Here is a 25922-nt window from a genome sequence, read left to right on the forward strand (position 1 = left end):
CATGGCAGCCAAGCCGAAGCTGGAATTCGGCAAGCGCCGGCCGGCGACGCCGCCGCCGCCCGGTCCGCCGGTCAAGCGCTCCAGCCATGTTGCGCTGCTGATGATGGGCACGCTCGCGGTCGGCGGCGGTGCCTATGCGCTGATGCCGCGCAACAATTGCCAGCCGGCCTCGCCCGGCATGGCCGCACCTGCGGTCCCGCAACCGGGGGCCACGCCCGCGGTGCCGCAACCGGGCGCCGAATGCACATCACGCAGTTCGTCGTCCGGATCCGGCGACCATGGCTACTACGGCGGCTCCTCGCGCTATAGCTTTTTCGGCGGCAGCTCCTCGTCGGACGGAGGGGCGTCCTCAAGCTCCGTGAGCCGCGGCGGCTTCGGCTCGTTCGCTCATGCCTTCGGCTTTCATGGCGGCTGATATCGTTGCTGCATATTCATGTTTCGTCACTTGCCCAAGGCGCTCACGTGATGGACACTCGAAGCTGCTTGCCGGGGAGAGGATCAAATCCATGAAACGCTCACGCCGTGTCGTGCTGACAATGATGGGGACTGCAGCCGCCAGCGCAGTCTCGATGGGCTTTGTGCCCCGCGGCGATTGCGGGCCCGGCAACGTCGTGGTCCCCGGCCCGGACGGCAGGCCCTATTGCCGGCCCGCCTTTGGCGGCTTCGGCGGCGGACCGCGCGGCTTCGGTGGCCACCCCCACGGCGGTCACGCGCATGGCGGCGGCTGACGCACCGTTGCCTGGCGCGTTTTGTCACGCAAACCGGACATCACTTCGCTCGAAGACGCTGTGACCCATGAAACGTATTGAATGCTCCGAGCGCGACGACTGGCGCACCACGGCGGAGAACGCCGGCTTCGATTTCCACACCATCGACGGCGAACGCTACTGGGACGAGCGCGCCTACTACGCATTCACGCTGGATGAGATCGAACGTGGCATCGAGGCGCCGACCGGCGAAATCGACGCAATGTGCCTCGAGCTCGTCGGCCGCGCGGTCGACGACGAGAATGATCTGCGCCGGCTGAAGATTCCTGAAGCCTTCTGGGACCTGATCTCGGAGAGCTGGCATCGCGATCAGATGAGCCTCTACGGCCGGCTCGATCTCAAATTCGACTGCAACGGCCCGGCAAAACTGCTCGAATACAACGCCGACACCCCGACCTCGATCTTCGAGGCGGCGGTGTTTCAATGGACTTGGCTCGAACAGGCGATCGAGCGCAACATCATCCCGAAGCGCGCCGACCAGTTCAACTCGATCCACGAGCATCTGATCGAGGCCTGGAAGAAGCTCGGCGGTTCGCATCCGCTGCATCTCACCGGCATGACCGAAAATGTCGAGGACGCCGGCACGCTCGCCTATCTCGCGGACACTGCGGCCCAGGCAGGCTTGAAAACCACGCTGCTCGACATCGAGGCGATCGGGCTGCGCGACGACGGCCGGTTCGTCGATCTCGACGACCGCGAGATCGAGGTCGCGTTCAAGCTTTACCCCTGGGAGTGGATGTTCCACGATGCATTCGGCAAGGATCTCGCGAAGGCGCCAACGCGCTGGATCGAGCCGCCGTGGAAGGCGATCCTGTCGAACAAAGGCATCCTGCCGCTATTGTGGGAGATGTTTCCGAACCATCCCAATTTGCTGCCCGCCTATTTCGAGGACGACCCGCAGGCCGCACAGCTCGGCACGTCCTTCGTGCGCAAGCCGATCTATTCGCGCGAGGGCGCCAATATCGAGCTGGTCAGCGCCGGCACCACGCTCGCCGCGCAGGAAGGGCCCTACGGCGCCGAAGGCTTCATCCGCCAGGCGCTGGCGCCGCTGCCGAACTTTTCAGGGCAATATGCCGTGCTCGGAAGCTGGCTGGTCGATCACACGCCGTGCGGCCTGTCGGTTCGCGAGGACGAGAATCCGATCACCGGCAATACATCGCGCTTTCTGCCGCACGCGATTTTGTGAAGTCGTCTTCTGAGCTGAACGCTTTTTCTCCATCATCCTGAGGAGCCGCGGAGCGGCGTCTCGAAGGACGAACGGCCCGGCTGGTGGCCGTCGATCCTTCGAGACGCGCGCAAGAGCGCGCTCCTCACGATGACGGAGAAAAAGTTGAAGGTCGCTCAGAGAAAGAGACACATCAGCGCGCGGCTGAGGCCACTGCCTTCAACACATGCGGCGCAACGCCGGCGCGCGCCACCGGCGCGGTGTTCGGCTGATAGAGCCCGCGCCTGTCCTGATAAGGCTTGAACGCGCTGGTGATGCCGACTACGGATTCGGCAGCGCCGAGCGCCAGCACGCCGTCGGGCTCAAGCATCCGGCCGATCTTGGCAAAGATGCTGGCCTTGGTGTCCTGGTCGAAATAGATCAGCACGTTGCGGCAGAAGATCACGTCGAAGGTGCCGAGATGGGTGAGGTCCTGCAGCAGATTGAGCCGGCGGTGCTGGACCATGCTGCGGATGTCGGCGTTGAGCTGCCAGAGCTCGCCCTTCTGCGTGAAATACTTCACCAGCATCTGGATCGGCAGGCCGCGCTGTACCTCGAACTGGCTGAACAGGCCGGCCTTGGACTTTTCCAGCACCGCCTGCGACAGATCGGTCGCGACGATCTCGATGCGCCAGCCTGAAAACAGCGCGGTCGCTTCCTTCAGGCACATCGCGATCGAATAGGGCTCCTGTCCGCTCGACGAGGCCGCGCACCAGATGCGCAGACTGCGCCGCGCGGCGCGCGCTTGCGCGAGCGCCGGCAGCACCGCTTCCTTCAAATGGTCGAACGGAATCTTGTCGCGGAAGAAGAAGGTCTCGTTGGTGGTCATCGCCTCGACCACATCAGACGTCAGCGCCTCGGCGCCGCCCCTCATCTTCTGAACCAGCTCGGGGATGCCGGCGAGGTTCGACCGGCGCGCCAGCGGTGCCAGCCGGCTCTCCACCAGATATTGCTTGTCGGCGGAGAGATCGAGACCGGAACGCTCTTTCAAAAGCTTACGCAGATACTCGTAGTCCAGGGGGGTCACGAACGGTCTCCCGAAAACACACGAACAAGTTTCGGTGCGATCTGATTGAGCGGGAGCACGGCGGCGCAGATTCCGGCGTTGGCGGCCGCACCGGGCATGCCCCACACCACGCTCGAGGCCTCGTCCTGGGCGATCACGCTGCCGCCGGCCGCGACGATGTCCTTGCCGCCACGCATGCCGTCCGAGCCCATGCCGGTCAGGATCACCGACATGATGCTGCCTTGCCAGACGTCGATCGCCGACGTGAACATCGGATCGACCGCGGGCTTGCAGAAGTTGATCGGCGGCCCGTCGTCGAGCGCGATCACGGCATCGATGCCATGACGGACGATGCGCATGTGGCGACCGCCGGGCGCAAGATAGATCTGGCCGGCCTTGACGGTCTCGCCGTCGATGGCCTCGTGCGCCGGGTGCTTGCCGGTGCGCGCAAGGTGCTCGGCGAGAATGGTGGTGAAGGTCGGCGGCATGTGCTGGGTGATCAGCACCGGGAAACGATCGATCAGCGGCCCGATCTCGGCGACCAGCGTCATCAGCGCCTGCGGGCCGCCGGTCGACGCGCCGATCAGCAGCACCTTCGGTGGCAGCAGGCCGAACGCGCGGCGGGCGATTGGCGCCGGCGCAGGAGCCGCGGCGCGCGGTTTGTCATTGCTCGGTGCGAGCGGCGGGCTCGCCGGTGTCGCGTGCGGCGCGCTGCGGCGCGCCTTGGCGCCGAGATAACGGATCTTCTGGATCAGGTCGTGGCGGAAGGTTTCCGCGGCGGTCGCTTCGCGCGTGCTTTCCGGCTTCGGAATGTAATCGGATGCGCCGAGCGACAGCGCCTTGAAGCTGATCTCCGCGTTGCGGCGGGTCAGCGTGGACGCCATGATGACGACGAGGTCGCGCTTCTTCGCCAGTAATTGCGGCAGCGCCGAGATGCCGTCAAGCTCGGGCATTTCGATATCGAGCACCGCGACGTCCGGATTGATGCGTTCGAGCTGGTTGACGGCATCAAGGCCGGTGCGCAGGGAGGCCGTGACCTCCATGTCGGGCTCGGCGCCGATCCAGCGCGAGATCATCCCGCGGATGACCACGGAATCGTCGACCACCATCACCCGTACCTTGTCGGTACGGGTCGATGTCGGGGCCGCACTTGTCAACGCAACACTCATGACTTCACCGGCGACGCAACGGCACAGGTTACAAACGTTGAGCCGAAGGCTTCCGCCGCCGGATCGAACGCAAACTCAGATCAGTCCGACTTCCTGGAACTTCGCGGTGACGATGTCCCTGTCGAACGGCTTCATGATGTACTCGTTGGCACCGGCATGGAGCGCACGCGCGATATGCGCGACGTCGTTCTCGGTGGTGCAGAACACCACCTTCGGCACGTCGCCGCCGGGCATGCGGCGCAGATTGCCGAGGAACTCGTAACCGTCCATGACGGGCATGTTCCAGTCGAGCAGCACCGCATCGGGCATCCCGCGCTTGCAAACCTCAAGCGCTTTCTCACCGTCCTCGGCTTCCACGATCTGGAAATCAAGACCTTCCAGGATGCGGCGGGCGACCTTGCGAATGACGCTTGAGTCATCGACAACAAGACACGTTCTCATTTGCGACCTCTAGTTCCTCATCCCCAGGGGATGTTTCGGTTCATCAGTTCTGTTCGCCGTGATCTCACGCCGCTTTGGCGTCGGGCATCAATTCCAGCACGCGATCGACATCGAGGACGACCATGAGCTGACCGTCGAGGCGGTGGACGCCGCCGGCGAGCTTGGCCATGCGGGGATCGAGGTTGACGGGGTTTTCCTCGCGGCCGTCGTCGGGCAGCCGCAGCACCTCGCCGATCTGGTCGATCAGGAGGCCATAGGATTCGCCGCGCAGGTCGACGCCGACCGCCATCGGGACCTTGCCGTCACCGGCCTTCGGCAGGCCCAGGCGAGCGCGCATGTCGACCACGGTGACGATGCGGCCGCGCAGATTGAGCACGCCGGCGATTTCGGCTGATGACAGCGGCACCCGCGTCAGCCGCTCCGGCATGAACACGTCCTGCACCCGCGAGATCGGCAGGCCGAACAGCTGGCCACCGATCACGGCGGTGACGTATTCGACCATGGCGCCTTCGCTTGTCTCGGTCTTGCTGGTCATCGTTACAGTTCCTTCAAGCCCCGTTTTATCCCTTGAGCATGATCTGATCGGAAAACCGGTCCCCACTTTTCCGGATCATGCTCTACGCCGCACGGCGAAGTTCAGCGGTCTGTTCCTTCAGCGCCGCGATCAGGCCGGGCCGGTCGAACTTGGCGACATAGTCGTGGAAGCCGGCCTGCCGGCCGCGCTCGATCGCCGCCGGCGACACCATCGCCGACAGCGCGATGATCGGCAGCCCGGTCAGATTGTTGTCGGAACGGATGCTCTCGGCGAACTCGAAGCCGTTCATCTCGGGCATCTCGATGTCGGTCAGCACGACGTCGAAGGCCTGCCCCGAGCGCAGCACGGCAAGCCCCTCCTGCGCGGTCGGCGCGGTCCGCACCTTGTAGCCGGCGGCTTTGAGCACCGGCGCCAGCATGTTGCGGAAGAAGGCTGAGTCATCCACCAGCAGCACCGACTGCGAGCTCGCCGAGGGGCGCATCTCCTTGCGCGAGAACCAGTCGGCAAACGCCATCGGGAGGAAGTGGCCGACGTCGATCACCTCGGTGGCCTGGCCCTTGATCACCGCCGAACCCAGGATGCCGTCCTGGGAGCCGGCGACCTCGATGTGGAGCCGCTCCTCGACGATGTCGATGATCTCGTCGACCACAAGCCCCATCGAGCGGCCGTCGTCGGAGAACACCAGGATCGGCTGGGCGCCCTGGGTCTGCACATTGACGCCGACCATTTGCACCAGCGGCATCAGCTGCTCGCGGTACTGCACCATGTAGCGGCCGTTGGAGAGCTCGATCTTGTCGGTGGCGATCTCCTCCAGCCGGGTGACGAGGCCGAGCGGTACCGCCTTGGGCTGCGAGGTGCCGGCGCGGAACACCAACAGCGAAGTCAATTGTTCGCCGGAGGTGGCATGGGCGGCTGCGCTGTCGTCGGCCATGCCATGGGCTGAGGAGCCCGCAGCGCCCAAGGCCTTGGCGATGCCGTTGGGGTCGATGATCATGATGACGGCGCCATCGCCCAGGATGGTATTGCCGGAGAACATGTCGATGTGGCGTAGTTTTGTGGACATCGGCTTGACCACGATCTCCTCGGTGTGGAACACGCCGTCGACCACGATGCCAAAAGTCTGGCTGCCGACTTGCGTCACCACGATAAAGCCGTTCTCGGGATCGGAGGTCGCGCCGTCGTCGATCTTCAGCAGCTTCTTCAGATGGATCAGCGGCAGCAGCTTGTTGCGCAGCCGCAAGACCGCGGTGTCCTTGATCCGCTCGATGCGGTGCTCGGAGTTGGCGCGGGCCCGCACCAGTTCGACCACGGACAATTGGGGAATCGCAAAGCGGTCGCCGCCGGCTTCCACGATCAAAGCCGAGACGATCGCCAGGGTCAGCGGGATCTTGATGGTGACGGAGGCACCCTCGCCGGCCACGCTCTTGATGTCGATGGTGCCGCCGATCTGGTCGATATTGGTGCGCACCACGTCCATGCCGACGCCGCGGCCGGAGACCGAGGTGATGGCGGCAGCGGTCGAGAAGCCCGGCGCGAAGATGAACTTGTGGATCTGGGCTTCGGTCATCTTCTCCAGTTCAGCCTCGGTGACGAGACCGCTCTGGATCGCCTTGGCCTTGATCCGCTCGGTGTTGAGCCCGCGGCCATTGTCGGCGATGCAGATGATGATGTGGCCGCCCTCGTGATAGGCGGACAGCCGGATGGTGCCCTGCTCGGGCTTGCCGGAGGCCTGCCGCTCGGCCGGGGTCTCCAGGCCGTGGTCGGCGGAGTTGCGCACCATGTGCGTCAACGGATCCTTGATCAGGTCGAGCACCTGGCGGTCGAGCTCGGTGTCGGCGCCGTGCATCTCGAGTTCGATCTGCTTGTTGAGTTCGCCGGAGAGGTCGCGGACGATGCGGGGCAGCTTCTGCCAGGCGTTGCCGATCGGCTGCATCCGCGTCTTCATGACGCCTTCCTGCAGTTCGGCGGTGACGTTCGAGAGACGCTGCAGCGGCACCTTGAACTCGGTGTCCTCGTTGCGGCGGGAGATCTCCAACAGCTGGTTGCGGGTCAAGACCAGCTCGGAGACCATGGTCATGAGGTGTTCGAGGGTGTCGACATTGACCCGGATCGACTGGTTGGCGATCTTGTCGCCTTCCTGGACGTCGGTCTCGGCGACGGCCGCCTTGCGGGCCGGCTTCCTTGCCCCGGCCGGCTCGACCGCGGCAACCGCAGGTGCGGCGGGCTTCGCGACTGGTGCCGGCGCCACTTCAGGCGCGGTCTCGCGGAAGGCGCGCTCGAGTTCGTCGAGCGAGACCTCGCCCGGACGCAACGGACGCTCCAGCGTCTGCACCACCAGGGTGCCCTCGGTCATGGCCGGCTGCACGGGAGGTGCGGCCACTTCAGGCATCTCGTCAACAGGAGCGGCCTCACCAGCCGCCGGCATCGACTGCGTCGAGCCTGACGATATCGACTGCGTCGAATCGGACATCGCGGCCATACCGCGCTCGACCATGGCCTCCAGCTGATCGATCAGATCGCGGTCGGTGCCCTCGGGCTCGGCCTCGGTGGCCTCGAGCCCGGCCAGGATCTCCTTGATGCGGTCGATCGAGGACAGGATCAGCGTCACCGCCTCTGCCTTGACCGGCATGCCGTCGCGGAACTTGCCCATCAGGGTCTCGCCGGCATGCGCCAGCGCTTCCAGCCGCGGCAGCCCGAGGAAGCCGCAGGTCCCCTTGATGGTGTGGACCAGGCGGAAGATGTTATCCAGGATCTTCGCGTTGTTGGGGTCCTGCTCGAACCGCACCAACTGATTGTCGACCGTGTCGAGGCTCTCGCCGGTCTCGGTCAAGAACTCCCGCAACAAATCATCCATGAAACTGGCCTCGAACGCAGTGGCGCGCGATATCGTCGCGCCTGACGGAACCGCGCCAGCTTCTCTGCAAACCGTTTAATATTGGTTGAGCAAATGGAAAAGAACGGGATCAACAAAGAGATAAGGCCGCGCGATCGGATCGCGCGGCCTGTGGTAACGCTTGATTAACGATGTTCCCGCCACAGCGCTCAGGCCGCGGCGATGATGACCTTTTCGCCGTCGAGCGTCAGCGTCACTTGCAAGCCGCAGGCTTGCGCCAACAGGCGCGTGTAGTGCGGCTGCACCGCATGCGCATCGACCGAACTGGATGACGTCGCGCTGAGGAGGTCGACGATGTTCTGCGGCACGCGGGCATTGAGACCGGCGGCCGTGATGCGGAAATTGATGGCTTCGCCCTCGCCGACCGGATCGACGACGAGCGTGCCACCGCGCGGGATCGTCTGCTGCGCGATGACAAGCATGTTCAACAGCAGCTTGACCCGATTCTTAGGCAGCAGGAGCCGCGGCAAATTCCATGTCAGCGTGACCTTGCCGTCCTCGATATGCCCCCTCGCCATGGTCTGGGCATCGCCGAGATCGATCTGCGCGCCGGCGGAACCGGCCGCTCCGAAAGCCAGGCGGCAGAACTGCAGCCGCGCCGAGGCGGTTTTGGCGCTCTTGCGGATCAGGTCGAGCGCGAACTCGCGATCTTCGGGCTTGGGATTGTCGTCAAGGACCTCGAGCCCATTGACGATCGCGCCAACCGGACTGATGAGATCGTGACAAACCTTCGAGCACAACAGCGCTGCGAGATCGAGCGCATCGGGAGCGGAACCGGGAGACGAAGTGCCAGACATTGATTGTTCCTGGAAAGCCGCACGCCGCTTGAGGGGTGCGAATCATGCATGCCTGTCGGCTTGATACACCGCGCAGACGCATGCTGCCAGCTTGCGGCGGGACTGATAAAGCATGATCCAGAAAAGTGGAAACCGGTTTTCCGAAAAGATCATGCTCAAACAAGGAGATGAGACTCGCTCATGAATGAGGCACAATCGCCCGCGATCGGCTGCGAAGCCGCCGCTACGCTGCTCGAATCGTTGACCGAACTGGTGATCCGGGCCGGCGAGGCGATCCTCGCGGTCGACCGCTCCGCGATGCGGGTCACCGGCAAGGGCGACGGCTCGCCGGTGACGGAGGCGGATCTGGCCGCCGACCACATCATCGTCGAAGGACTCACGCGGCTGGCGCCGCGAATTTCGCTCCTGTCGGAGGAACGCGTTCATCTGGCAAAGCCGCCCTACAAGGACAGTTTTTTCCTGATCGATCCGCTCGATGGCACCAAGGAGTTTGTCGCCGGACGCGACGAGTTCACGGTCAATGTGGCGCTGGTCACTCACGGTGCGCCGCTGCTCGGCATTGTCAGCGCGCCGGCGCTCGGCTTGATCTGGCGCGGCATCGTCGGCCAGGGCGCCGAGCGGCTGACGCTGCGTGACGGCGTGGTTGCCGAGGCGGTACCGATCAAGACCCGCCGGTGTCCGCCGCGAGGTGAGGAATGGACGGTTGCGGTCAGCCGCTCGCACGGCGACGAGCGTACCGAAGCCTTCATTGCCGGCCGCATCGGCGCGATCCGCTCCGAGCTGGGCTCGGCGGTCAAATTCGGCCGGGTCGCCGAAGGACAGGTCGATATCTATCCCCGCCTCTCGCCGACGTCCGAATGGGATGTCGCGGCCGGTCATGCGGTCGTCGTCGCGGCCGGTGGCAAGGTGACGGATTCGCACGGCCGCCCGCTGCATTTCGGGCTGGGCCGCGAGGACTTTCTGGTGCCGGAGTTCATCGCCTGGGGCGACCCGGCCGCGGTGGCCTGATTTATTGCAATTTATTGCGCAAGATTTGCTTCCAGCTCTGGCCAGCGCGCCATCGCTTCCTTCAGGAAGCGCGCCGGATCGGCAGCAAAGGCGTCGCGGCTCTTTTCCCGGTTGAAGAGATAGAGCCGGTTCCCGGCGACCACAAAGAAGTGCGGATTGCCCGCACAGGTCACCCCGCGTACCAGATCGGTCGGATCGTAGCCCCCGAACTGCGGACCATAGATATCCGGGTGAGCGACGAATGACGCGCGGTTACCCTCGTTGCGGAATCGCCAGACTGCGCCGCCTTCGGCCGCTTCGAATTCCCGCCGTCCGAGGCTCGCAGCGGCGTCCGTGAAATAGGCGACGGGATCGAAACCCTCGATCGCGAGGCCGGAATAGCGGTTGGTCACCACCCGCTCGGTTGTGGAAGCCTGGACCGCGAGAGGCAGGCAGCTAGCCGCCAAAATGCCCGCCAACAGGCCGAAAAAGGCCATTCCACGGCACCAACCGTATCTTTCCTGCCGCTGTGCCGTCATAGTTGAAACCGATAACATTCGAGTCGAGGGGACACCGGACGCAACCTAGAGCCGTGCATGTTGGCATCAGGTTAAAGGGCGGCGCCCGGATTTCGATAGCAGGGGTTCTTAATGACTTTCGCATCACGCCTTGCCGCGGTCGCGTTCGCCGCGCTGATGTGCTGGACCGCACAGGCGTCCGCACAGCAGCCCCCGGCGCCGCAATATCCGCCGCCCCAGCGCGAACCTGGCCCGAATACCTATGGGCCTGACGAGCTGGCCAACGCCGGACACAGGTTCTTCGGCAATGTTTCGCGCGGCCTCGCTTCGGTCATTGAACGCGCCGTCAGCCAATGGGGTCTGCCCAACGGCTATGTGCTCGGCGAAGAGGGCTCCGGCGCCTTCGTGGCTGGGCTGCGCTACGGCGAAGGCACGCTCTACACCAAGAACGCCGGCGACCTCAGGGTCTATTGGCAGGGGCCTTCGGTCGGCTTCGACTGGGGCGGCGACGGCGCGCGCACCATGACGCTGGTCTACAATCTGCCGTCCACCAATGCGATCTATCAGCGCTTCGTCGGCATCGACGGCTCTGCCTATATTGTCGGCGGCTTCGGCATGACGGCGCTGACCGCGAACAACATCGTGCTCGTACCGATCCGCTCCGGCCTCGGCTTGCGGCTCGGCGCCAATGTCGGCTATCTCAAATACACCCCCCGCGCGACCTGGAACCCGTTCTAGGCGTCGTCCTTGCCGGTGATTTGCGTCGGCCGACACAGCGCGATTTAGCGATTTAGGTTAACCCGGCAATGGGCTGGCCTTTGGCCGGCCCGCCGTGGCATTGTGATTAACAAATTCCTTCTTCCTCCGGAGTAACCCTTCATGATCGAACCGATCATGTACGCAGCGATCGGTTTCCTGATCTCGATGCTGTGCGGCCTGATGATCGTCCCGCTGGTGCATAACCGCGCCGTACGGCTGACGACGCGTCGCATGGAGGCGGCCACCCCGCTCTCGATGGCCGAGATCCAGGCCGACAAGGACCAGCTCCGCGCCGAGTTCGCCATGTCGGCGCGACGGCTCGAGATGAGTGTCGATCAGCTCAAGAGCAAGACCACGAGCCAGCTCGCCGAGCTCGGCAAGAAGACCGATGCGATCAACCGCATGAAGATCGAGCTGGGCGAGAAGAACGCCGCGATCTTCGCGATGGAAGCGCGCGAGAAGGCGATCAAGGAGCAGCTTCGCGCCACCGAGGAAGAGTTCACCGCCAAAACTGAGCTGTTGCGCACCGCCGAGCAGGCGCTGGCCGACAAGCGGACCGAGCTTGGCAAGATCAACGCCGAACTCAACGATCGTTCCATGACGGCCGACAGCCGCCAGGTCGAACTCGTCACGGTGCGGACCCAGATCGAGGAGCTGAAGGGCCGGGTCGGCGATGCCGAGAAGGAATTCGCGGCGACCCAGGCCCGCCTCGCCCAGGAACGCAGCCAGTCGGAAACCGCGACGCGCGACCTGACCGATGCGCGCGGCCGAGTCGAAAATCTGAGCCAGCGCGTGACCGATCTCGACCGCCAGCTTATCGTCCAGGTCAAGGAAGCCGAGATGCTCGGCAACCGCGTCAACGACCTCGAAACGCGGCTTGCCACCCAGGGCAAGCTGCTGGCCGAGCGTGAATACGAGAACAACCAGCTCAAGCAGGCCAACGACACCGCCGAGCGAACCGTGAAGGAGCTGCGCCAGGAGATCGCCGCGACGAGCGGCGGCAAATCGCCGGTGCTCGAGAAGTTGCGCCAGGAGAAGGCCGCCGCCGAAGAGCAGCTCGGCATCGCGCGCGACGAACGCGCCAAGCTGCAGCGTGACATCAACGCGATCCAGCAGCAGGCCGAAAGCTCCTGGGCGACCGAGCGCATGGAAAACGCGCTGCTGCGCGAGCGCATCAACGATATCGCCGCCGAAGTCGCCAAGCTCGCGATCCAGCTGGAAGGGCCGAATTCGGCGATCGAGGCGATGCTGGCGGCTGAGCCGACCGTGCCGGCCAAGGCGGCCGCAAAGCCCGCGAATGGGGTTTCTCCGGCCAGTGGCGTGCCCGAGGGTGGCGGCACGCTGGCCGAGCGGATCCGGGCGCTGCAATCCCACGCCTCCCGCGCCCGGCAGCAAGGGGCCTGATCCCGACGGTCTTGACTTGACACCCCTACCCGGCACTTCGTAAATCGCGGGCTCGGACGAAGCGCCTTTCGACCGGCCGCAGACCAGCGGCCCTTCGCACGTCAAATCCCGGACGCATAGCTCAGCGGGAGAGCGTTCCCTTCACACGGGAGAGGTCCAAGGTTCGATCCCTTGTGCGTCCACCATTAGCTACATAAATCCAATAACTTAGCAGACCGCTTCCCCGTGAGAGTGCCCCGAAATATTCGGGGCACGACGGGGGCACACCTTAAATTCGGCACCGCTCAAGAAAAAATGGCTCGGCGTCTTACAAGGCTCAACGGACGCCCCGGTTACTCGCACATGAAGCGCTTCGAGTTCGACGAGATTTCCGACTTCATGAAGAATTTGTTGAAGCCACAATCGGATGGCCCGAAGCCCATGAACCTCGGCTTAGTACTGTCGGAGAACCTGCGCTTCTCAACGGCCCCCGAGCCGGGTCTAGAGCTCGTCGATATTCTGACGAACGCGACGCGGCGCGCACTGAGGGGGAACCTTCAAGCCGAAGGCTGGCAGGACATTCCCTCGATCATAATCGCCAGGAACCCGAACACTATCCAGTTGCTTTCGCTCGATTCCAACGTTCCTGAGAGCATGAAGCTGCCCTACGGGAAGACGGTGATGGAATTCCATAAAAACGCGAAGTCCATGCTTACGGCCAAAAACCACAAAGAGAAGTGGTGAAGCCTCAAGTGAAGTAGCCGTGCATATACCCATAGGTGCAGGCAGCGGCCCAAGTAACGCTCCAACGGTCCATGCCACCATGCGTCACGGTGGGTTTGCTTGGTCATTGGCCCATCCATTCGTAGACGGCTCGCGAATGACGAAAGCGCGTTTACATTCCGACTCCGAAACGTTGGTACGGAACGAATCGGAATCGAGCGAGTCAGCCGACGCAAATTCCAAACATTCTCCTACAGCGAGAAGCGGCAACGCCGCCACTAGGCGGCCGCTTGTCAAAAACCTCAAGTTGAAATCATAATCAGAAGTTCAGCGCCTCCTCCCCTCCGCGCTGAACAAGCCCACTCCGGAGCGCCTTTTAACTAGGTGATTTATGGCCACTAAGCGCTGCTTGTACATCTCGACGTTCGGCCCCGGTAACGCTCCGCCCCACAATGCCGCCGAGGCCGTCTACAACACACTTGTCGCACCAGTCTTTCGGATCGATTTTCCGGACTTTGAGCTAGTTCGGTATCAATCTGAACGGATACACGGTTCAATCAACGATAGACTCCTGGATGAGGTTCTGACAGCGGATTTGGTGATAGCAGACCTTACGGAGCTAACCTCCAACGGATTTTACGAGTTGGGAGTGAGGCACGCCACAAACCTCCCCACCATCTTGATGGCGCAAGCTGGTCACCCGCTTCCGTTCGACCATAAGGATTTTCGGTTTGTCGTTTACTCCTACCGTGCGACTGACGACGAAGTGGAGCAGCGAACCCGCGAAGCGCTCATAGAAGCGATCAGAGATGCTGACGGAACGCCTGCTGCACCTGGGTCGAATCTCCCCGCACAGAAGAAATCTCCGCGTGAGGCACGTCAAGAGCTGGCTTCACGCATACAAGAAGCTGCGGATGCGCTTTTGTCGTTACGGATAAATTCGGCCGGCGACATCGTCGCTTCCCTGCAAAAGATTTCTACGGACCTCGAAACCATCGAAGACGAGAATGCTCCTTCCGCAGTGAAAGACGCCGGCGAAAAGGTCTTAAAGGTTCTTTCGCGGATAGCCGACCAGCTTGCGACCGTGAAGGGTTCGCGCATCATCGTTGCAGGAATCATCTCACTTGTCTTGGGTGGTGCGGGGTACCCCGCACTCACGATTTACGGACTCACGCTCGCATTCTGGCAAGGACCTGAGATATTCTCAAAGGCAATCGAGGCGGTGGCAAAGCGCGAGCCGCGGAAGAAGTAGTTGTTCGACTCGAATTGAAATCGAGAAAATCGGTGCCGGATGATCCGGGTTGATGTTCGTCAGGCCACCGTAATCACGCGACAACATCAGCTTGTTTGTTTCTGGCACCGCTGGTTCGATTCCGGCCAGGGGCACCAACTAGGCTGTTCGCGCCCGTTCGTAAGCGCCCGCCGCCGTCCGCGCAGCGCTTCAAACCCTTGAAAAATAGGCACTTCTGCATAACTCGAAGTTCGTCACCGTTTGTTCTCATCCGATCCCAGCCGTTCGATTTGTTGGTATTTTTGTTGGTATCGGGAGAACAGACGTTCACGGCGACTTCCGTTATTCCCAACTAAGGAATCGAGCAGATGGCCCGCAAGAACGACGGCGCGCATGCAAATACAAAGCAGATCAGGACCGACGTCGACTGCCGCGCTGCCCGACCGAAATTCAGCGGGGGTGCGTGGAGCCCGGCCAAGATTTCGTACGTGACCGGCGGTGGCCTCTATCTATTCGTCACGCCGGACGTGGCCAGACCCGGCAACGCTGCTTCCAAACTCTGGCGGATGGGTTATCGCTTCCAGAACCGTCAGAAAACCTACTCCATCGGCCCTTACGGCGATGGTAGCGATGGCACATTCTCGCTTGCCGATGCCCGGCGCAAGCGCGACAAGGCCAAAGACCAGCTCAAAGAAGGCAAAGACCCGAGCATCGAGAAGCAGCTGGCCAAGCACAGGCAGGCGGCCGCCCGGTCTTTCGAACAATGGGCCGACGAGTGGCTCGCAAAGAAAAAGGTGGAGACCCTGCTTAGCAGATGAAAGCCTTCTCCGCGGCACGATCCGGTTGAAATCCCGATATCGGCCTTACTTTGAGCTGTGATTGATTGCCGATTCTGGATACACGAACAGATAGGTGTGCAAATCCGATAAACGATGGCTATGGCTCGCAAATCAAACCGGAAGTTAGAGGCAGGCCCATCGCATGGCCTGGTTTACGACGTTCGAACTTTTCGGCGCTTGGTTCATGCAACCGGCAATTTAGCCTCAGGACTAAATCGTAATCGACAGGTTATCGCAGTCGAAGCAATTGACACGATCGTCAAGGCTTTCATGGCCAACCCAATCTACCGAAACCTGCTAGCGGCAGACGCATTCCCTCGCGCTCATGCGAAAGTGAGAAGTGGCAAGGGCTTGCGGCCTGTAAACGAGGGATTCGACGTGGTCTGGGCGGCCGCGATATTATCCCACTATACTGAGGAGCTAAATGATTACCTTCTTTTGAAAGAACGATATTCAGACTTCTATCTCGGATCAAATTTTCAATCGGCGGCGAAAGTTCTAGACGACGTAGAGAAAAAATTTGGCTTATCGTTGTGGGCTACCAATGCACACCTATCCATTGCGCAAGTGACGACCGGGATTGCTGGTCAAAAAGCAGCCCTCAATGAGATCGTCAAAGTTCCGGGCATTGATCCTCTGTATGCTTACATTGCGTTCTCTTGTAGTTACAGCCTCGAGGAAAACGTCACGCTCAACGATGTGCGGCGTGAATTTTCGGACCCATCCAACATTAGGGACTATTTCCTCTATCACGTTAGCCCGTTCGATCTCGAAGATATCGATCATCCCCACGACGTAATAGCATTAGAGGCTAGCTCTCCAGTAATAGACCGATTCGAGACGTTAGTAGACATGATGTCACTCCTTTATTTGAGAGGAAAATGTCAAGCCGAGATCAGGCAGGCAGTTTCGTTACTTGAAAGTATCAGCGACCAACGAATTGCCAATTTACAGTTTATGGTGTCCGTCGATGGCATTCCCCCCACTCAGGCAGCCGATTTCCTGACGGCCTGCGACCAATACACGTTGGGCAAGCATGACCTAGCAGCGAACTCGTTAGACTCGATTCTCAAAGTAAATCCTAGCGCAGCATGGGCCTATGAACTGGTCGCGCGGAACGACAGCGCCTTGCAAAGAACCCGGAAGGTTCTGACGATCGCTGACGCTATCATTTGCGAAACGCGCGCATTCCTTGATGTCTCAAGCGATTTATCAGCTGTGCGCCGAAAGCTTATTAAGATTGGATTTCAGACCCGCAAGCTGGTTGCAGCCAGGCTGATTGCGGGTTTGCTCGATAGAGTGCTGGACGCGCCGATCTCCGAAACAGCATCGCCGAGCCAAGGTCTGAGTTGTCTTAACTCCCCGCTAGTTCAGCCATCGAACTATGGCTTCTTGAGACGAATTAATGAGAAGGCATTCGAGCGACTCTTAGGCAGCCTCAAAGGCTCGCCCTCGCCTGCTCACAACGTAGGACTCATTTCCGTTTCCGACATGCCTGATGCGGAACTAAAAATGAGCAAGCTGCACATACCTGCAAAGCGCGCCAGTCTATATCTTGCATACAATGCTTATAACCGAAATCTTTACGAGGAAGCCGCGCAGTATCTTGCCAATTATCGCTCGATCGACCCTGCAAAGACCAACGCACGAACTCAGACGTTCCAATACGCACTTAATAGGCAACAAAACCGGCTGGACGTCGCGCTAAGCGATTTTGTCGAAGCATATTTCGCGAATCCGTTGTCTCATTCGCTCTATTCAATGGCGGAGTTTGCGAGCTGGGCTATATCTCAGTCAGCCGTGGACAAGTGTGCCGCCGATCGAGCAATTTTGCTTCACATATATTCCACTTATTATTGGCCTCGACACGATGGAGACTTGTCCGATGCGCTGGAAGATACGTTAGACTATTTTTGTGTTCGTACGCCTAGCGGCCTAATCGATGCATCTCCTGATCGCGTACGCCTTATCTACATTCTTCGGTTCGTCGCCAATATAGAGCGCCTTGAAGACACAACGCGCTTCGATTCAGTTGACGAAATAGAAGCCGAGCGAATTTTACTACTTCAGTGGCTCGTACAAAATGACGCCACCAATAGAGCCGTCTATACCTCGGAAATTTCGTCCATAACAAAGGATCAGGAAGTCGCAAGGCTTTCTGCTCAATTTGAGCGAAGTAAAATTTATGTACACGAAGAGGGCATCAAGAGAACGTTTGATACGGAAATCAGACCGCTATTCGTTCGATATCGACAACTCATCTTAGATCCGGTTGTAGGCGCTCAGGTCGATCAAATCGAGCAACGAATCCGAAAGCTACTGAAAGAATCAGACTTACAACTAACTTATCTGATCATTCCATCGACTGAACGAGACTCTCTGTTCTTCGCAATGATCCAGCGAGCTTACCAAATCCTCGTGCTTGATCCAAATCACGGCTTTAAAACTTATCTCAGCACCAGGATTTTGCATGGAATTTTAGAAGGTGAGCTGCGTGCGAGCTTCGTTAGCGAAGGTCTCCTAGTGTCGGTCGACGGCAAAAACAAAGAACATGAGGCGCTTGAGCGCTGGCGAGATAAATTTTCGTACTTGCGTGATCACGAACTTCTGGAGATGGCGAGATACGTCGTTAAGTTTTCAGACGGCGTGATTGAGGCTATTACCGAATTGAAAGATAGACGCATACGGATTCTATCCAAGGAGTTACCGGAAGGGCTATTCGCGGTGGAACTGTCTGATGCTTCTCTTAGCCGGCTAAAGCAAAGCCTGACAGGCACAACTACGTACGAAGAGTTCTTAGACCGCTTAATGCAGAATTTTTGGGAAAGCATTGATGCATGCCTGCGTGACGTCAAGCTGGAACTGTCCGGGAGGTTTCGCAAGCAGATCATGACTTGCTTTGACACCTTAGAATCTAATCTAACTTCCACGGCATTTAGTTCGAGGCCTGCGGAGGTATTGGATGCGATCGCACGCTGCCGAACGTCGTTCGGCTTCGATTTGCAGCGAGTCATCGCTTGGTTTGCGCGCGCCGGTTTATTGGCCCGTGAGCCTTTTCTGGCGAGCACTGCAATTCGGGTGGCAGGAAGGATCACCAATAACTGCTATCCCCAACATCCACTGGATATTGCAACAAACGCAACCGAGACAGTTGAGATTGACGGGGAGCTATTGAACCCGCTTGTGGACTTACTAACGAACTGCTTTCAAAATGCTGCCGAACACTCGGGCTTTGATACGAGAGCTCCGGCCCTGAAGGTGAACGTGAACCCCGACGTGGACGGCGGCTTGGCCTTCGAGGTAATAAGCGAACTATCTGAAGTGATAGAATTGACGAACTGCCGAAACGAAATCGAGGGGCTTGTCGAGGAAGACGACGGAGCCAACCCCACGGCAGTCGCTGGTGAGGGCCGAACGGGAATTCGAAAGATTAAGCGTATAATTCGACATGATTTTCAATCGAACAAAAAACTCGTGGTAAATGTCACCGATGATCGTTCTGTTTGTGTAGTCTTCAGTGTTCCGGGAGAATATGTCCGTGAACGTTCTTATCATTGAAGATGATTCCCAAAAGGCAGAGCGTGTCGTCTCTGTAGTCAAGGCTGTCGCTCCTCAGGCCTCGATCGACGTTTGCCGATCCTATCAGAGCGGCTTAAAGTTTCTCGATAGACACGACAAAATTCGCCTAGTTATTCTGGATGTTAGCTTGCCGACGTTCGATCCCGATCCTGCTGTTCGCCATGGAAGGCCTCGGCCGCTTGGTGGTTACGATATTCTTCGCAAGATCAGACGGGCTGAAAGACAACCGGCAGTGGTCATCCTCACAGCCCTTGAGCACTTTGGTTCGCCTTCTCAGCAATACTCCCTGGAACAGCTTAGTCAAAAATGCGCTGAAGAATTTCCCGGCTACTTCAAGGGCGCCATCTACTACTCACAGTCCCGCACCGGGTGGCGCGACCAACTTATCGATGTAATTCGAGATATTAGCCAATGATTTCCATTCTTCTAGTCGAGGACAATCAAGCGAAGATTACGGCTGTTGCGTCGACAGTCGAAGAGTGTGGAATTGATCACACGCTGAAAGTTGAGATGAATGTAGTCGACGCGAAGAAGCAATTACAGGAGCGTCGATTCGATCTATTGTTGCTCGACATAAATCTTCCGCGCCGAGCGTCGCTTCCGCCAGAGAGCGACGGTGGGTTGGAACTGATGCGCTGGCTTAAAGCAAGAGGCCAATCCTATCGCCCATCTCACGTAATAGGACTCACGTCGTTTGAAGAATCGTTTCAGCGGGCCAAGTTGGAGTTTAACAATCTTATTTGGCAGGTTATTAGCGTTAACCTCGATGAGGGCGCGTGGCGATCACAGCTTAGGGAGACAATCTGGGCAATCGAGCAACAAATCCGACCGCCATTTATGGGGGACGGCGCTTCATTCAAGACTGATGTGTTTGTTGTGACTGCTCTTGCTGAACCAGAATTGAGCGCGATACTGGCGCTGGAAGCTGACTTTCAACGCGTACAAGTCTCTCATGATGCAAGTTTGTATTATAGCGGGAGGCTGGTAAGAGATCGTCAACGCGTCAATGTGATCGCCGCTTCGGCGTCAGACAAGGGGCTGGCTGGTGCTGCGATTGCGGCGACCAAGGGGATAATGTCCTTCTGGCCACGTTACCTTTTCATGACGGGGATCACCGCAGGTGTTAAGGGACGTGCAGCGATAGGCGACGTTGTTTTCGCCGACCTATCTTGGGATTGGGGCAGCGGTAAAATCAAGACAATCAAAGGTAAGGAACAATTCGTACCGGCACCTTACCAGAGGCGGCTAGATGAAACTATTTCGCGCCAAGTCAAAGAGCTGAGTAAAGATGATGCATTTCTGAAAAAGATTTGGCTCGAAACACAGCTTCCGAAGCCAAAAACTCCTCCTCGAATATTGCCAGGAGCAATGGCATCAGGCGCCTCAGTGCTTCAGAGCAGTGGCGCCGTGAAGAAAGTCATTGATCAGCACAAAGACCTCATTGCTGTCGAAATGGAGGCTTTCTCAATAATGTTCGCCGCGCAAGCCGCACCCCTGCCTCGACCGCTTCCGATAGTCGCGAAGAGTGTTTGCGACTACGGGGACGGCAAGAAGAACGATAAGTATCAAGCGTACGCTGCATATACATCTGCGCGGGTATTTGAAGAGTTCGCGCTGCGCTTTCTCGTGCCAAAATCGGCGCATTGACGACGCGACGCCAACGACGCGATTCGCGTGGCGAATCGTGTTTTGGCTGCAGAGCCGGGTGCCACCCGATGCACGGTTCCGTTGAGCACGATGTTTAGCCTGAATTGGTGCGGAAGACTGTAAGCGCGATATCTCCGCACCTTTTGCTTTTGAGTGCTCTGATGCATGAGGTGTCCACCAAAAGTACGCCTACGATGAAGACCGCCTTGTGTGAATAAGCTCCGAAGCGGGACCCTTGCCGAAATCGCGCCAACCTATTGAATCAGCTAAGGAAGCCAGCAGCGGGGTGGGGTCCCCACCTCAAATGCAATTCGTGGCGAAGTATCAATGCCTTGAGGTTGATCTGGGCGGGGAACTTCGGTGCTGATCGACACTCCAGCTATGACAACTCCCGCGATCTTGTGGGCGTGTGCGAGTCCGTCGGGTGGTTGGCGCAAGGTCGGCGAGGTCTTATGCGCGGCATGTGACGCCGTGCCGGCGGCCGTTCCCAACGAGTTTCGCGAGAGGTTCCGACAAATGAAGTAATAATGGCTCCCCTCATTCCTTCGAGTATTGGCGCTGCATCTTAGCGTGATTTTCTTGATGGCAGCCTTGAGGGGATTGCTGCGCAGCAGGCTGATGACGCCTATCTGACAGGTTGCGTTAGGAACCCTACAAACAAAGGTTTGGCAGGTGGCTAACTCAACAAGCTTAGGTATCCTAGCGGCATCGGTCGCACAATGCGCGGACATGTCAGACGAAGGAGATCGCAGATGGCCTACAAGAAACTCATCAATCAAAGCAGGCTGACGCTTACGGTGTTGCTCATCACGCGTGTTGGCTCGGAGCCGAACCAGTACGGACCGATTGTCCCGGCGGCGCTACCGGCGGGCGGCAGGCAGACGGTTGAGTACGGCAATAACAGAATCCTCTCCTCAACGGGCTCGTGATTTCCTCGTCTTCCGATGGCGCGTTTACGAACGCCTCGCAGAGCGTGACAACTGGCGGCAACAGCTGGGACAATCTGCTGAACACACACGATACGCTGACCTTCAGCGGAGCAGCTGGCCTGAACGTGGTGGGCTCGAATACATAAACGCAGCCAGGCAACCGGAAAGCCCGCCGCCGCAGCCCTGTCCGCGACTTAGCGAAACTGCTGTCCGTTAGTTAGCGAAACCGCTGTCCGGTTTTTGCGAAATACGCACTGGACAAGCTCGGGATCCCACGCGCCACGTTTTATAGATGGTATGATCGCTACCGTGAGTGAGGGCGGCATTGAAGCGCTGGCCGATCATCGATCCCGACCTGACCGGGTCTGGAATCGCATCCCCGACGACGTGCGGGGCCAGATCATTGATTTGGCGCTGGAGCTTCCGGAGTTGTCGCCGCGCGAACTGGCCGTGCGGTTCACCGACGAACGGAAGTATTTTGTCTCCGAGGCGTCGGTCTATCGGCTGCTGAAGGCGCATGACCTCATCACCAGCCCGGCTTATGTGGTGATCAAGGCGGCGAACGAGTTCAAGGACAAGACCACCGCCATCAACCAGCTCTGGCAGACCGACTTTACCTGCCTCAAGATCACCGGCTGGGGCTGGTACTACCTGTCGACCGTGCTCGATGACTTCTCGCGCTATATCGTGGCTTGGAGGCTTGGTCCCACGATGTGTGCCTCCGACGTCACGGCCACGCTCGATCAGGCACTCGCGGCCTCCGGCCTTGACCATATCACCGTCGCGCACCGGCCGAGGCTTCTCAGCGACATGGCTCGAGTTACGTCGCGGACGATCTGGCCAGGTGGCTCGACCATAAGGGCATGCAGCATGTGCTGCGGTGCTCCGTATCATCCCCAGACCCAAGGAAAGATTGAGCGCTGGCATCAGACTCCGAAGAACCGCATTCTGCTCGACAATTACTACCTGCCTGGCGATCTCGAACGGCAGGTACGCGCCTTCGTCGAACACTACAATCATGTCCGCTATCATGAGAGCATCGACAACCTCACGCCTGCCGATGTCTACTTCGGCAGGGCGGAAGCGATCCTAGCAGAACGCAAACGCATCAAGCTTGTCACTATCGCAAACCGCCGCTTGCAGCGTCAGCTGCAAGCCGCTTAAACTCTAAACCCTGATGAGCCAGAGCCTCCCTTCTCGAAAAGCCCGATAAGTCTCAAATTGTCTGACGACATCGCGTTGGAGTCGTTGAGCCAGCGATCGAGGTTCACCGTGTTCCATTTGATCGCGCTGCGCTTGAGCGAGGGCGAAACCGGGTTGTTTGCCTGCGGTCTTGCCGACGATCCCGGCGAGGGAGGGACCGATCGGATTTCGCCCCGCGTCATCGAGTGGCAGCCAGCGCACTGCTGGCCAAACAGCCGCGCGCCCGACAATGGCGCGGACGCCGGCACCGACTGCGCGTGCCCCTGGCTTAGCTTGGCAAGGGTGAGGAATCCAAGAATGAGTCCGATCCAGATGAGTTTCCACCGGTAGCGATATAGGGCGACTCGCATCGATGATGCGCCCCGCTCCGCCTATTCCAGGAAATCCAGCACTTCTCCACTTGGCACGTATGTTGCTGAGCGGACTCAAGCGGTGGCCGTGCCTGATGATCGGGTCATGTCGTCACAGCCAAACTGCAAAAAGCCCCGCCGCGCCAGGGAAAGGAGATTAGCGATGACTGAGGCACTCACACTCAACAAGATCACAAGCCAGAAGGGCATCAGTATCGGGGAGGCGACGCGCCTCATCGCCGATCTGGGCTGGACCCCGTCCTATGTGCAGGACGCGATGGCGTTCCCGACCGACTACAAGATCAGCAAGACGCCGCGCGACCCGATGAAGCAGGTGCTGCGTTCCTATTTCCCCATGCAGGAAGAGAAGGACAATCGCGTCTATGGCGCGCTCGACGCAGCCTTGCGCGGCGACATGTTCCGCAACGTCGAGCCGCGCTGGATTGAATGGATGAAGCTGTTCCTGGCGATCATCCCCTTCCCCGAGATCTCGGCCGCCCGATCAATGGCGACGCTCGGGCAGCTCGCCCCCGGCGATCATCTGCGCACCGGCTTCACGATGCAGATGGTGGACGAGTTCCGGCACTCGACCATCCAGATGAACCTCAAGAAATGGTACATGGAGAATTATATCGATCCGGCCGGGTTCGACATCACCGAGAAGGCGTTCGGCAAATGCGCTGCGACGACGATCGGGCGGCAGTTTGGCGAGGCCTTCCTGACCGGTGATGCGATCACCGCATCGAATATCTATCTCCAAGTCGCCGCCGAGACGGCGTTCACCAACACGCTGTTTGTGGCGATGCCGTCGGAGGCCGCACGCAACGGCGACTACGCGTTGCCGACCGTGTTCCTCTCGGTCCAGAGCGACGAAAGCCGCCATATCGGCAACGGCCATTCGATGCTGATGTCGGTACTGAAGGAGCCAGATAATCATCTGCTGTTGGAACGCGATATTCGTTATTCCTTCTGGCAGAACCACATGTTCGTTGACGCGATGATCGGTACGATCATCGAATATGGCACCAAGAATCGCGACAAGAATAAGGAGAGCTACGCGGAGCTGTGGCACCGCTGGATCTTCGAGGACTATTATCGCACTTATATGCTGCCGCTCGAAAAATACGGCATCAAGATCCACCACGACGACGTCCATGAGGCGTTCGATTCGATCGTCAAGAAGGGCTATGTCCACAAGGTCGCGCAGTCCATCTCGGCCGGCTGGTGGGCGAATTTCTGGCGGATCGAGGCGCAGACCGAGCGCGACTTCGAATGGTTCGAGGCCAAGTATCCGGGCTGGTACGACGAGTTCGGCGCCTGGTGGGAGAATTACGAGAAACTTTCCAAACCCGGCAGCGAGATCATCACCTTCGCCGACACCGGCTACGTTTATCCGCATCGCTGCTGGTCGAGCCTGCTGCCATGCGTCGTCCGCGAGGACTTCTGCGTCGACGAGGTGGACGGCGAACTGTTCACCTATGCCAGCGAGGTCGACCGTTGGACCCACAAGGAAGCGTTCGCCGCCGAATATCAGGGCCGTCCGACCCCGGCGATGGGCCGCTTCTCGGGCCGCCGACAGTGGGAAGAGGTCTATGACGGCTGGGATCTCGCCGACGCCATCGTTGACATGGGCTTCGTGCGTCCTGACGGCAAGACGCTGATCGCTCAGCCGCACATGTCGTTCGAGGAGAAGGACATGTGGACGCTTGACCATGTCCGAGGCCACACCATCCGCAGCCCGCTGCTCGCGCTGCGCGAACTGAAGCCCGAGGCGCGGGCCAAACATGTCGAGGACTATCGCAAGGGTTTCAAGATCCGCCGGATCTGACCCCCGCCGGCCGCCGGGGAGGTGGTGTCGCCGCCTCCCCCGGCATCCGCTGCGACTGCCTCACGGAGAATGATCATGGGACAGGAAATGCCTCAGCGCAGGCCGGCGGTGCACAAGGTGCGCCTCGAGCCGGTAGGGGTCGAGATGGAAGTGGAGGAAGGTGAGACCGTCCTCGACGCAGCCTTCCGCCAGGGCGTCGCCCTGCCGCACGGTTGCAAGGAAGGGCAGTGCTCCGCGTGCAAATGCATCCTCAACGAAGGGGATGTGGAGATGCTCAAATATTCGACCTTCGCGCTCTCCGACCCGGAGAAGGAGAGCGGTCGGGTCCTGCTGTGCCGGACGCTCGTCTATAGCGACATCGAGGTCGAGCTGCTCAACTATGACGAGGACCTGCTGTCGCGCTCGATCGCAGTCAAGGCGTTCAACGGAAAGCTGGCGAGCGTCGAGCCGCTGACACACGACATCGTTCGCATCGCGATCGACCTAGACGAGCCGATGAAGTTCTGGGCCGGACAGTTTGCGGACCTGACGCTCCATGGCGTGGAGATCACGCGCTCCTATTCGATGGGCAATCCACCGAGTGAGCCCGATCGCCTGGAGTTCATCATCAAGCGTTATCCCGGCGGTGCCTTCTCGACCGCGATCGGCGAGGCGAAGATCGGTGATCCGATCACGGTGAAGGGGCCTTATGGCTCTTGCTTCCGTCGCGAGCAGCGCGACGGGCCGATGATCCTGGTCGGCAGCGGATCGGGCATGGCACCGTTGATGTCGATCCTGCTCGACCAGGCGGCAAGCGGCGAGACGCGCCCGGTTCGCTTCTTCTACGGCGCCCGGACAACGCAGGATCTGTTCGCGCTCGACGTCTTCGCCGACCTTGAAGCGCGGATGCCCGACTTCAAGTTCATTCCCGCCTTGTCACATGTCGAAGCGGATTCGGAGTGGAACGGCGAAACTGGATTCATCCACGACGTGCTGCGCCGCCACCTGCTCGACATGGAGAATACCGAGGAAGCGGACGCCTATAGCTGCGGTCCACCGCCGATGATCGATGCCGCACTGCCGACCCTGCAAATGGCCGATATCGACCCGGCCAGGATGTATTTCGACAAGTTCACGCCCGCCACCCAAGCATGA

General features: G+C 59.7%; 22 protein-coding genes, 1 tRNA gene and 1 pseudogene. 17 read left to right on the forward strand and 7 right to left on the reverse strand.

What is annotated here, in order from left to right; all coding sequences use genetic code 11:
- Position 1 precedes the first annotated feature (1 nt).
- From ACP2YO_RS36940 to ACP2YO_RS36950, 3 genes are all read left to right on the forward strand, one after another.
- Entirely contained in the window at positions 2–415 is a 414-nt protein-coding gene (locus tag ACP2YO_RS36940; RefSeq protein ID WP_426435989.1) for a hypothetical protein, read from the forward strand.
- A gap of 91 nt (positions 416–506) precedes the next feature.
- Positions 507–728, forward strand: a complete 222-nt coding sequence (locus tag ACP2YO_RS36945; protein WP_426435990.1) for a hypothetical protein — start codon at positions 507–509, stop codon at positions 726–728.
- 67 nt (positions 729–795) lie between these two features.
- Entirely contained in the window at positions 796–1953 is a 1158-nt protein-coding gene (locus tag ACP2YO_RS36950) for a glutathionylspermidine synthase family protein (protein ID WP_426435991.1), read from the forward strand.
- Positions 1954–2125: 172 nt separating this feature from the next.
- On the opposite strand, the gene ACP2YO_RS36955 is transcribed toward ACP2YO_RS36950, so the two are convergent.
- The 6 genes from ACP2YO_RS36955 to chpT form a co-directional block, all read right to left on the reverse strand.
- Complete coding sequence (locus ACP2YO_RS36955) at positions 2126–2998, reverse strand: CheR family methyltransferase (RefSeq protein ID WP_426435992.1); 873 nt, start codon at positions 2996–2998, stop codon at positions 2126–2128.
- Positions 2995–4146, reverse strand: coding sequence for a protein-glutamate methylesterase/protein-glutamine glutaminase (locus ACP2YO_RS36960; RefSeq protein ID WP_426435993.1), 1152 nt, complete (start codon positions 4144–4146; stop codon positions 2995–2997). The genes ACP2YO_RS36955 and ACP2YO_RS36960 overlap by 4 nt, the downstream gene beginning before the upstream one ends.
- Positions 4147–4221: 75 nt before the next feature.
- Entirely contained in the window at positions 4222–4587 is a 366-nt protein-coding gene (locus ACP2YO_RS36965; protein ID WP_426435994.1) for a response regulator, read from the reverse strand.
- A 64-nt stretch (positions 4588–4651) separates the two neighbouring features.
- Entirely contained in the window at positions 4652–5122 is a 471-nt protein-coding gene (locus tag ACP2YO_RS36970) for a chemotaxis protein CheW (protein ID WP_426435995.1), read from the reverse strand.
- Between the two features lie 82 nt (positions 5123–5204).
- Positions 5205–7976, reverse strand: a complete 2772-nt coding sequence (locus ACP2YO_RS36975; protein ID WP_426435996.1) for a hybrid sensor histidine kinase/response regulator — start codon at positions 7974–7976, stop codon at positions 5205–5207.
- Between the two features lie 188 nt (positions 7977–8164).
- Positions 8165–8812, reverse strand: coding sequence for a histidine phosphotransferase ChpT (gene chpT / locus ACP2YO_RS36980; protein ID WP_426435997.1), 648 nt, complete (start codon positions 8810–8812; stop codon positions 8165–8167).
- A gap of 180 nt (positions 8813–8992) precedes the next feature.
- Between chpT and cysQ the strand changes: the two genes are divergently transcribed.
- The gene (gene cysQ, locus ACP2YO_RS36985; RefSeq protein ID WP_426435998.1) at positions 8993–9820 is read left to right on the forward strand and encodes a 3'(2'),5'-bisphosphate nucleotidase CysQ; all 828 of its coding nucleotides are present in this window, start codon (positions 8993–8995) and stop codon (positions 9818–9820) included.
- 11 nt (positions 9821–9831) lie between these two features.
- Here cysQ and ACP2YO_RS36990 read toward each other — a convergent pair whose 3' ends face one another.
- Entirely contained in the window at positions 9832–10296 is a 465-nt protein-coding gene (locus ACP2YO_RS36990) for a YHS domain-containing (seleno)protein (RefSeq protein ID WP_426435999.1), read from the reverse strand.
- A 153-nt stretch (positions 10297–10449) separates the two neighbouring features.
- On the opposite strand from ACP2YO_RS36990, the gene ACP2YO_RS36995 reads away from it, so the two are divergent.
- From ACP2YO_RS36995 to ACP2YO_RS37055, 13 genes and pseudogenes are all read left to right on the forward strand, one after another.
- On the forward strand, positions 10450–11055 hold the full coding sequence (locus tag ACP2YO_RS36995) for a DUF1134 domain-containing protein (RefSeq protein ID WP_426436000.1): 606 nt from the start codon (positions 10450–10452) through the stop codon (positions 11053–11055).
- A 141-nt stretch (positions 11056–11196) separates the two neighbouring features.
- The gene (locus ACP2YO_RS37000; protein ID WP_426436001.1) at positions 11197–12480 is read left to right on the forward strand and encodes a hypothetical protein; all 1284 of its coding nucleotides are present in this window, start codon (positions 11197–11199) and stop codon (positions 12478–12480) included.
- A 110-nt stretch (positions 12481–12590) separates the two neighbouring features.
- A tRNA-Val gene (locus tag ACP2YO_RS37005) sits at positions 12591–12665 on the forward strand.
- Positions 12666–12822: 157 nt separating this feature from the next.
- On the forward strand, positions 12823–13203 hold the full coding sequence (locus ACP2YO_RS37010) for a hypothetical protein (protein WP_426436002.1): 381 nt from the start codon (positions 12823–12825) through the stop codon (positions 13201–13203).
- A 388-nt stretch (positions 13204–13591) separates the two neighbouring features.
- Complete coding sequence (locus ACP2YO_RS37015) at positions 13592–14434, forward strand: hypothetical protein (RefSeq protein ID WP_426436003.1); 843 nt, start codon at positions 13592–13594, stop codon at positions 14432–14434.
- A 347-nt stretch (positions 14435–14781) separates the two neighbouring features.
- Entirely contained in the window at positions 14782–15231 is a 450-nt protein-coding gene (locus ACP2YO_RS37020) for an Arm DNA-binding domain-containing protein (protein ID WP_426436004.1), read from the forward strand.
- Between the two features lie 114 nt (positions 15232–15345).
- Entirely contained in the window at positions 15346–18810 is a 3465-nt protein-coding gene (locus ACP2YO_RS37025; RefSeq protein ID WP_426436005.1) for a hypothetical protein, read from the forward strand.
- The gene (locus ACP2YO_RS37030; protein ID WP_426436006.1) at positions 18791–19246 is read left to right on the forward strand and encodes a response regulator; all 456 of its coding nucleotides are present in this window, start codon (positions 18791–18793) and stop codon (positions 19244–19246) included. Before ACP2YO_RS37025 ends, ACP2YO_RS37030 begins: the two co-directional genes overlap by 20 nt.
- Positions 19243–20478, forward strand: coding sequence for a response regulator (locus ACP2YO_RS37035; protein WP_426436007.1), 1236 nt, complete (start codon positions 19243–19245; stop codon positions 20476–20478). The genes ACP2YO_RS37030 and ACP2YO_RS37035 overlap by 4 nt, the downstream gene beginning before the upstream one ends.
- A gap of 752 nt (positions 20479–21230) precedes the next feature.
- Positions 21231–21407: a hypothetical protein gene (locus ACP2YO_RS37040; RefSeq protein WP_426436008.1), complete on the forward strand. Its 177-nt coding sequence runs from the start codon at positions 21231–21233 to the stop codon at positions 21405–21407.
- A 245-nt stretch (positions 21408–21652) separates the two neighbouring features.
- Positions 21653–22571 (forward strand): annotated as a pseudogene (locus ACP2YO_RS37045) (IS3 family transposase); the annotation flags it as partial.
- 552 nt (positions 22572–23123) lie between these two features.
- Positions 23124–24788: a methane monooxygenase gene (locus ACP2YO_RS37050; protein WP_426436009.1), complete on the forward strand. Its 1665-nt coding sequence runs from the start codon at positions 23124–23126 to the stop codon at positions 24786–24788.
- Between the two features lie 75 nt (positions 24789–24863).
- Positions 24864–25922 carry an NADH:ubiquinone reductase (Na(+)-transporting) subunit F gene (locus tag ACP2YO_RS37055; protein WP_426436010.1) on the forward strand — a complete coding sequence of 353 codons (1059 nt, stop codon included), beginning with the start codon at positions 24864–24866 and terminating at the stop codon, positions 25920–25922.

Origin of the sequence: Bradyrhizobium genosp. P (genome assembly GCF_049949265.1) — a bacterium.
GTDB lineage: Bacteria > Pseudomonadota > Alphaproteobacteria > Rhizobiales > Xanthobacteraceae > Bradyrhizobium.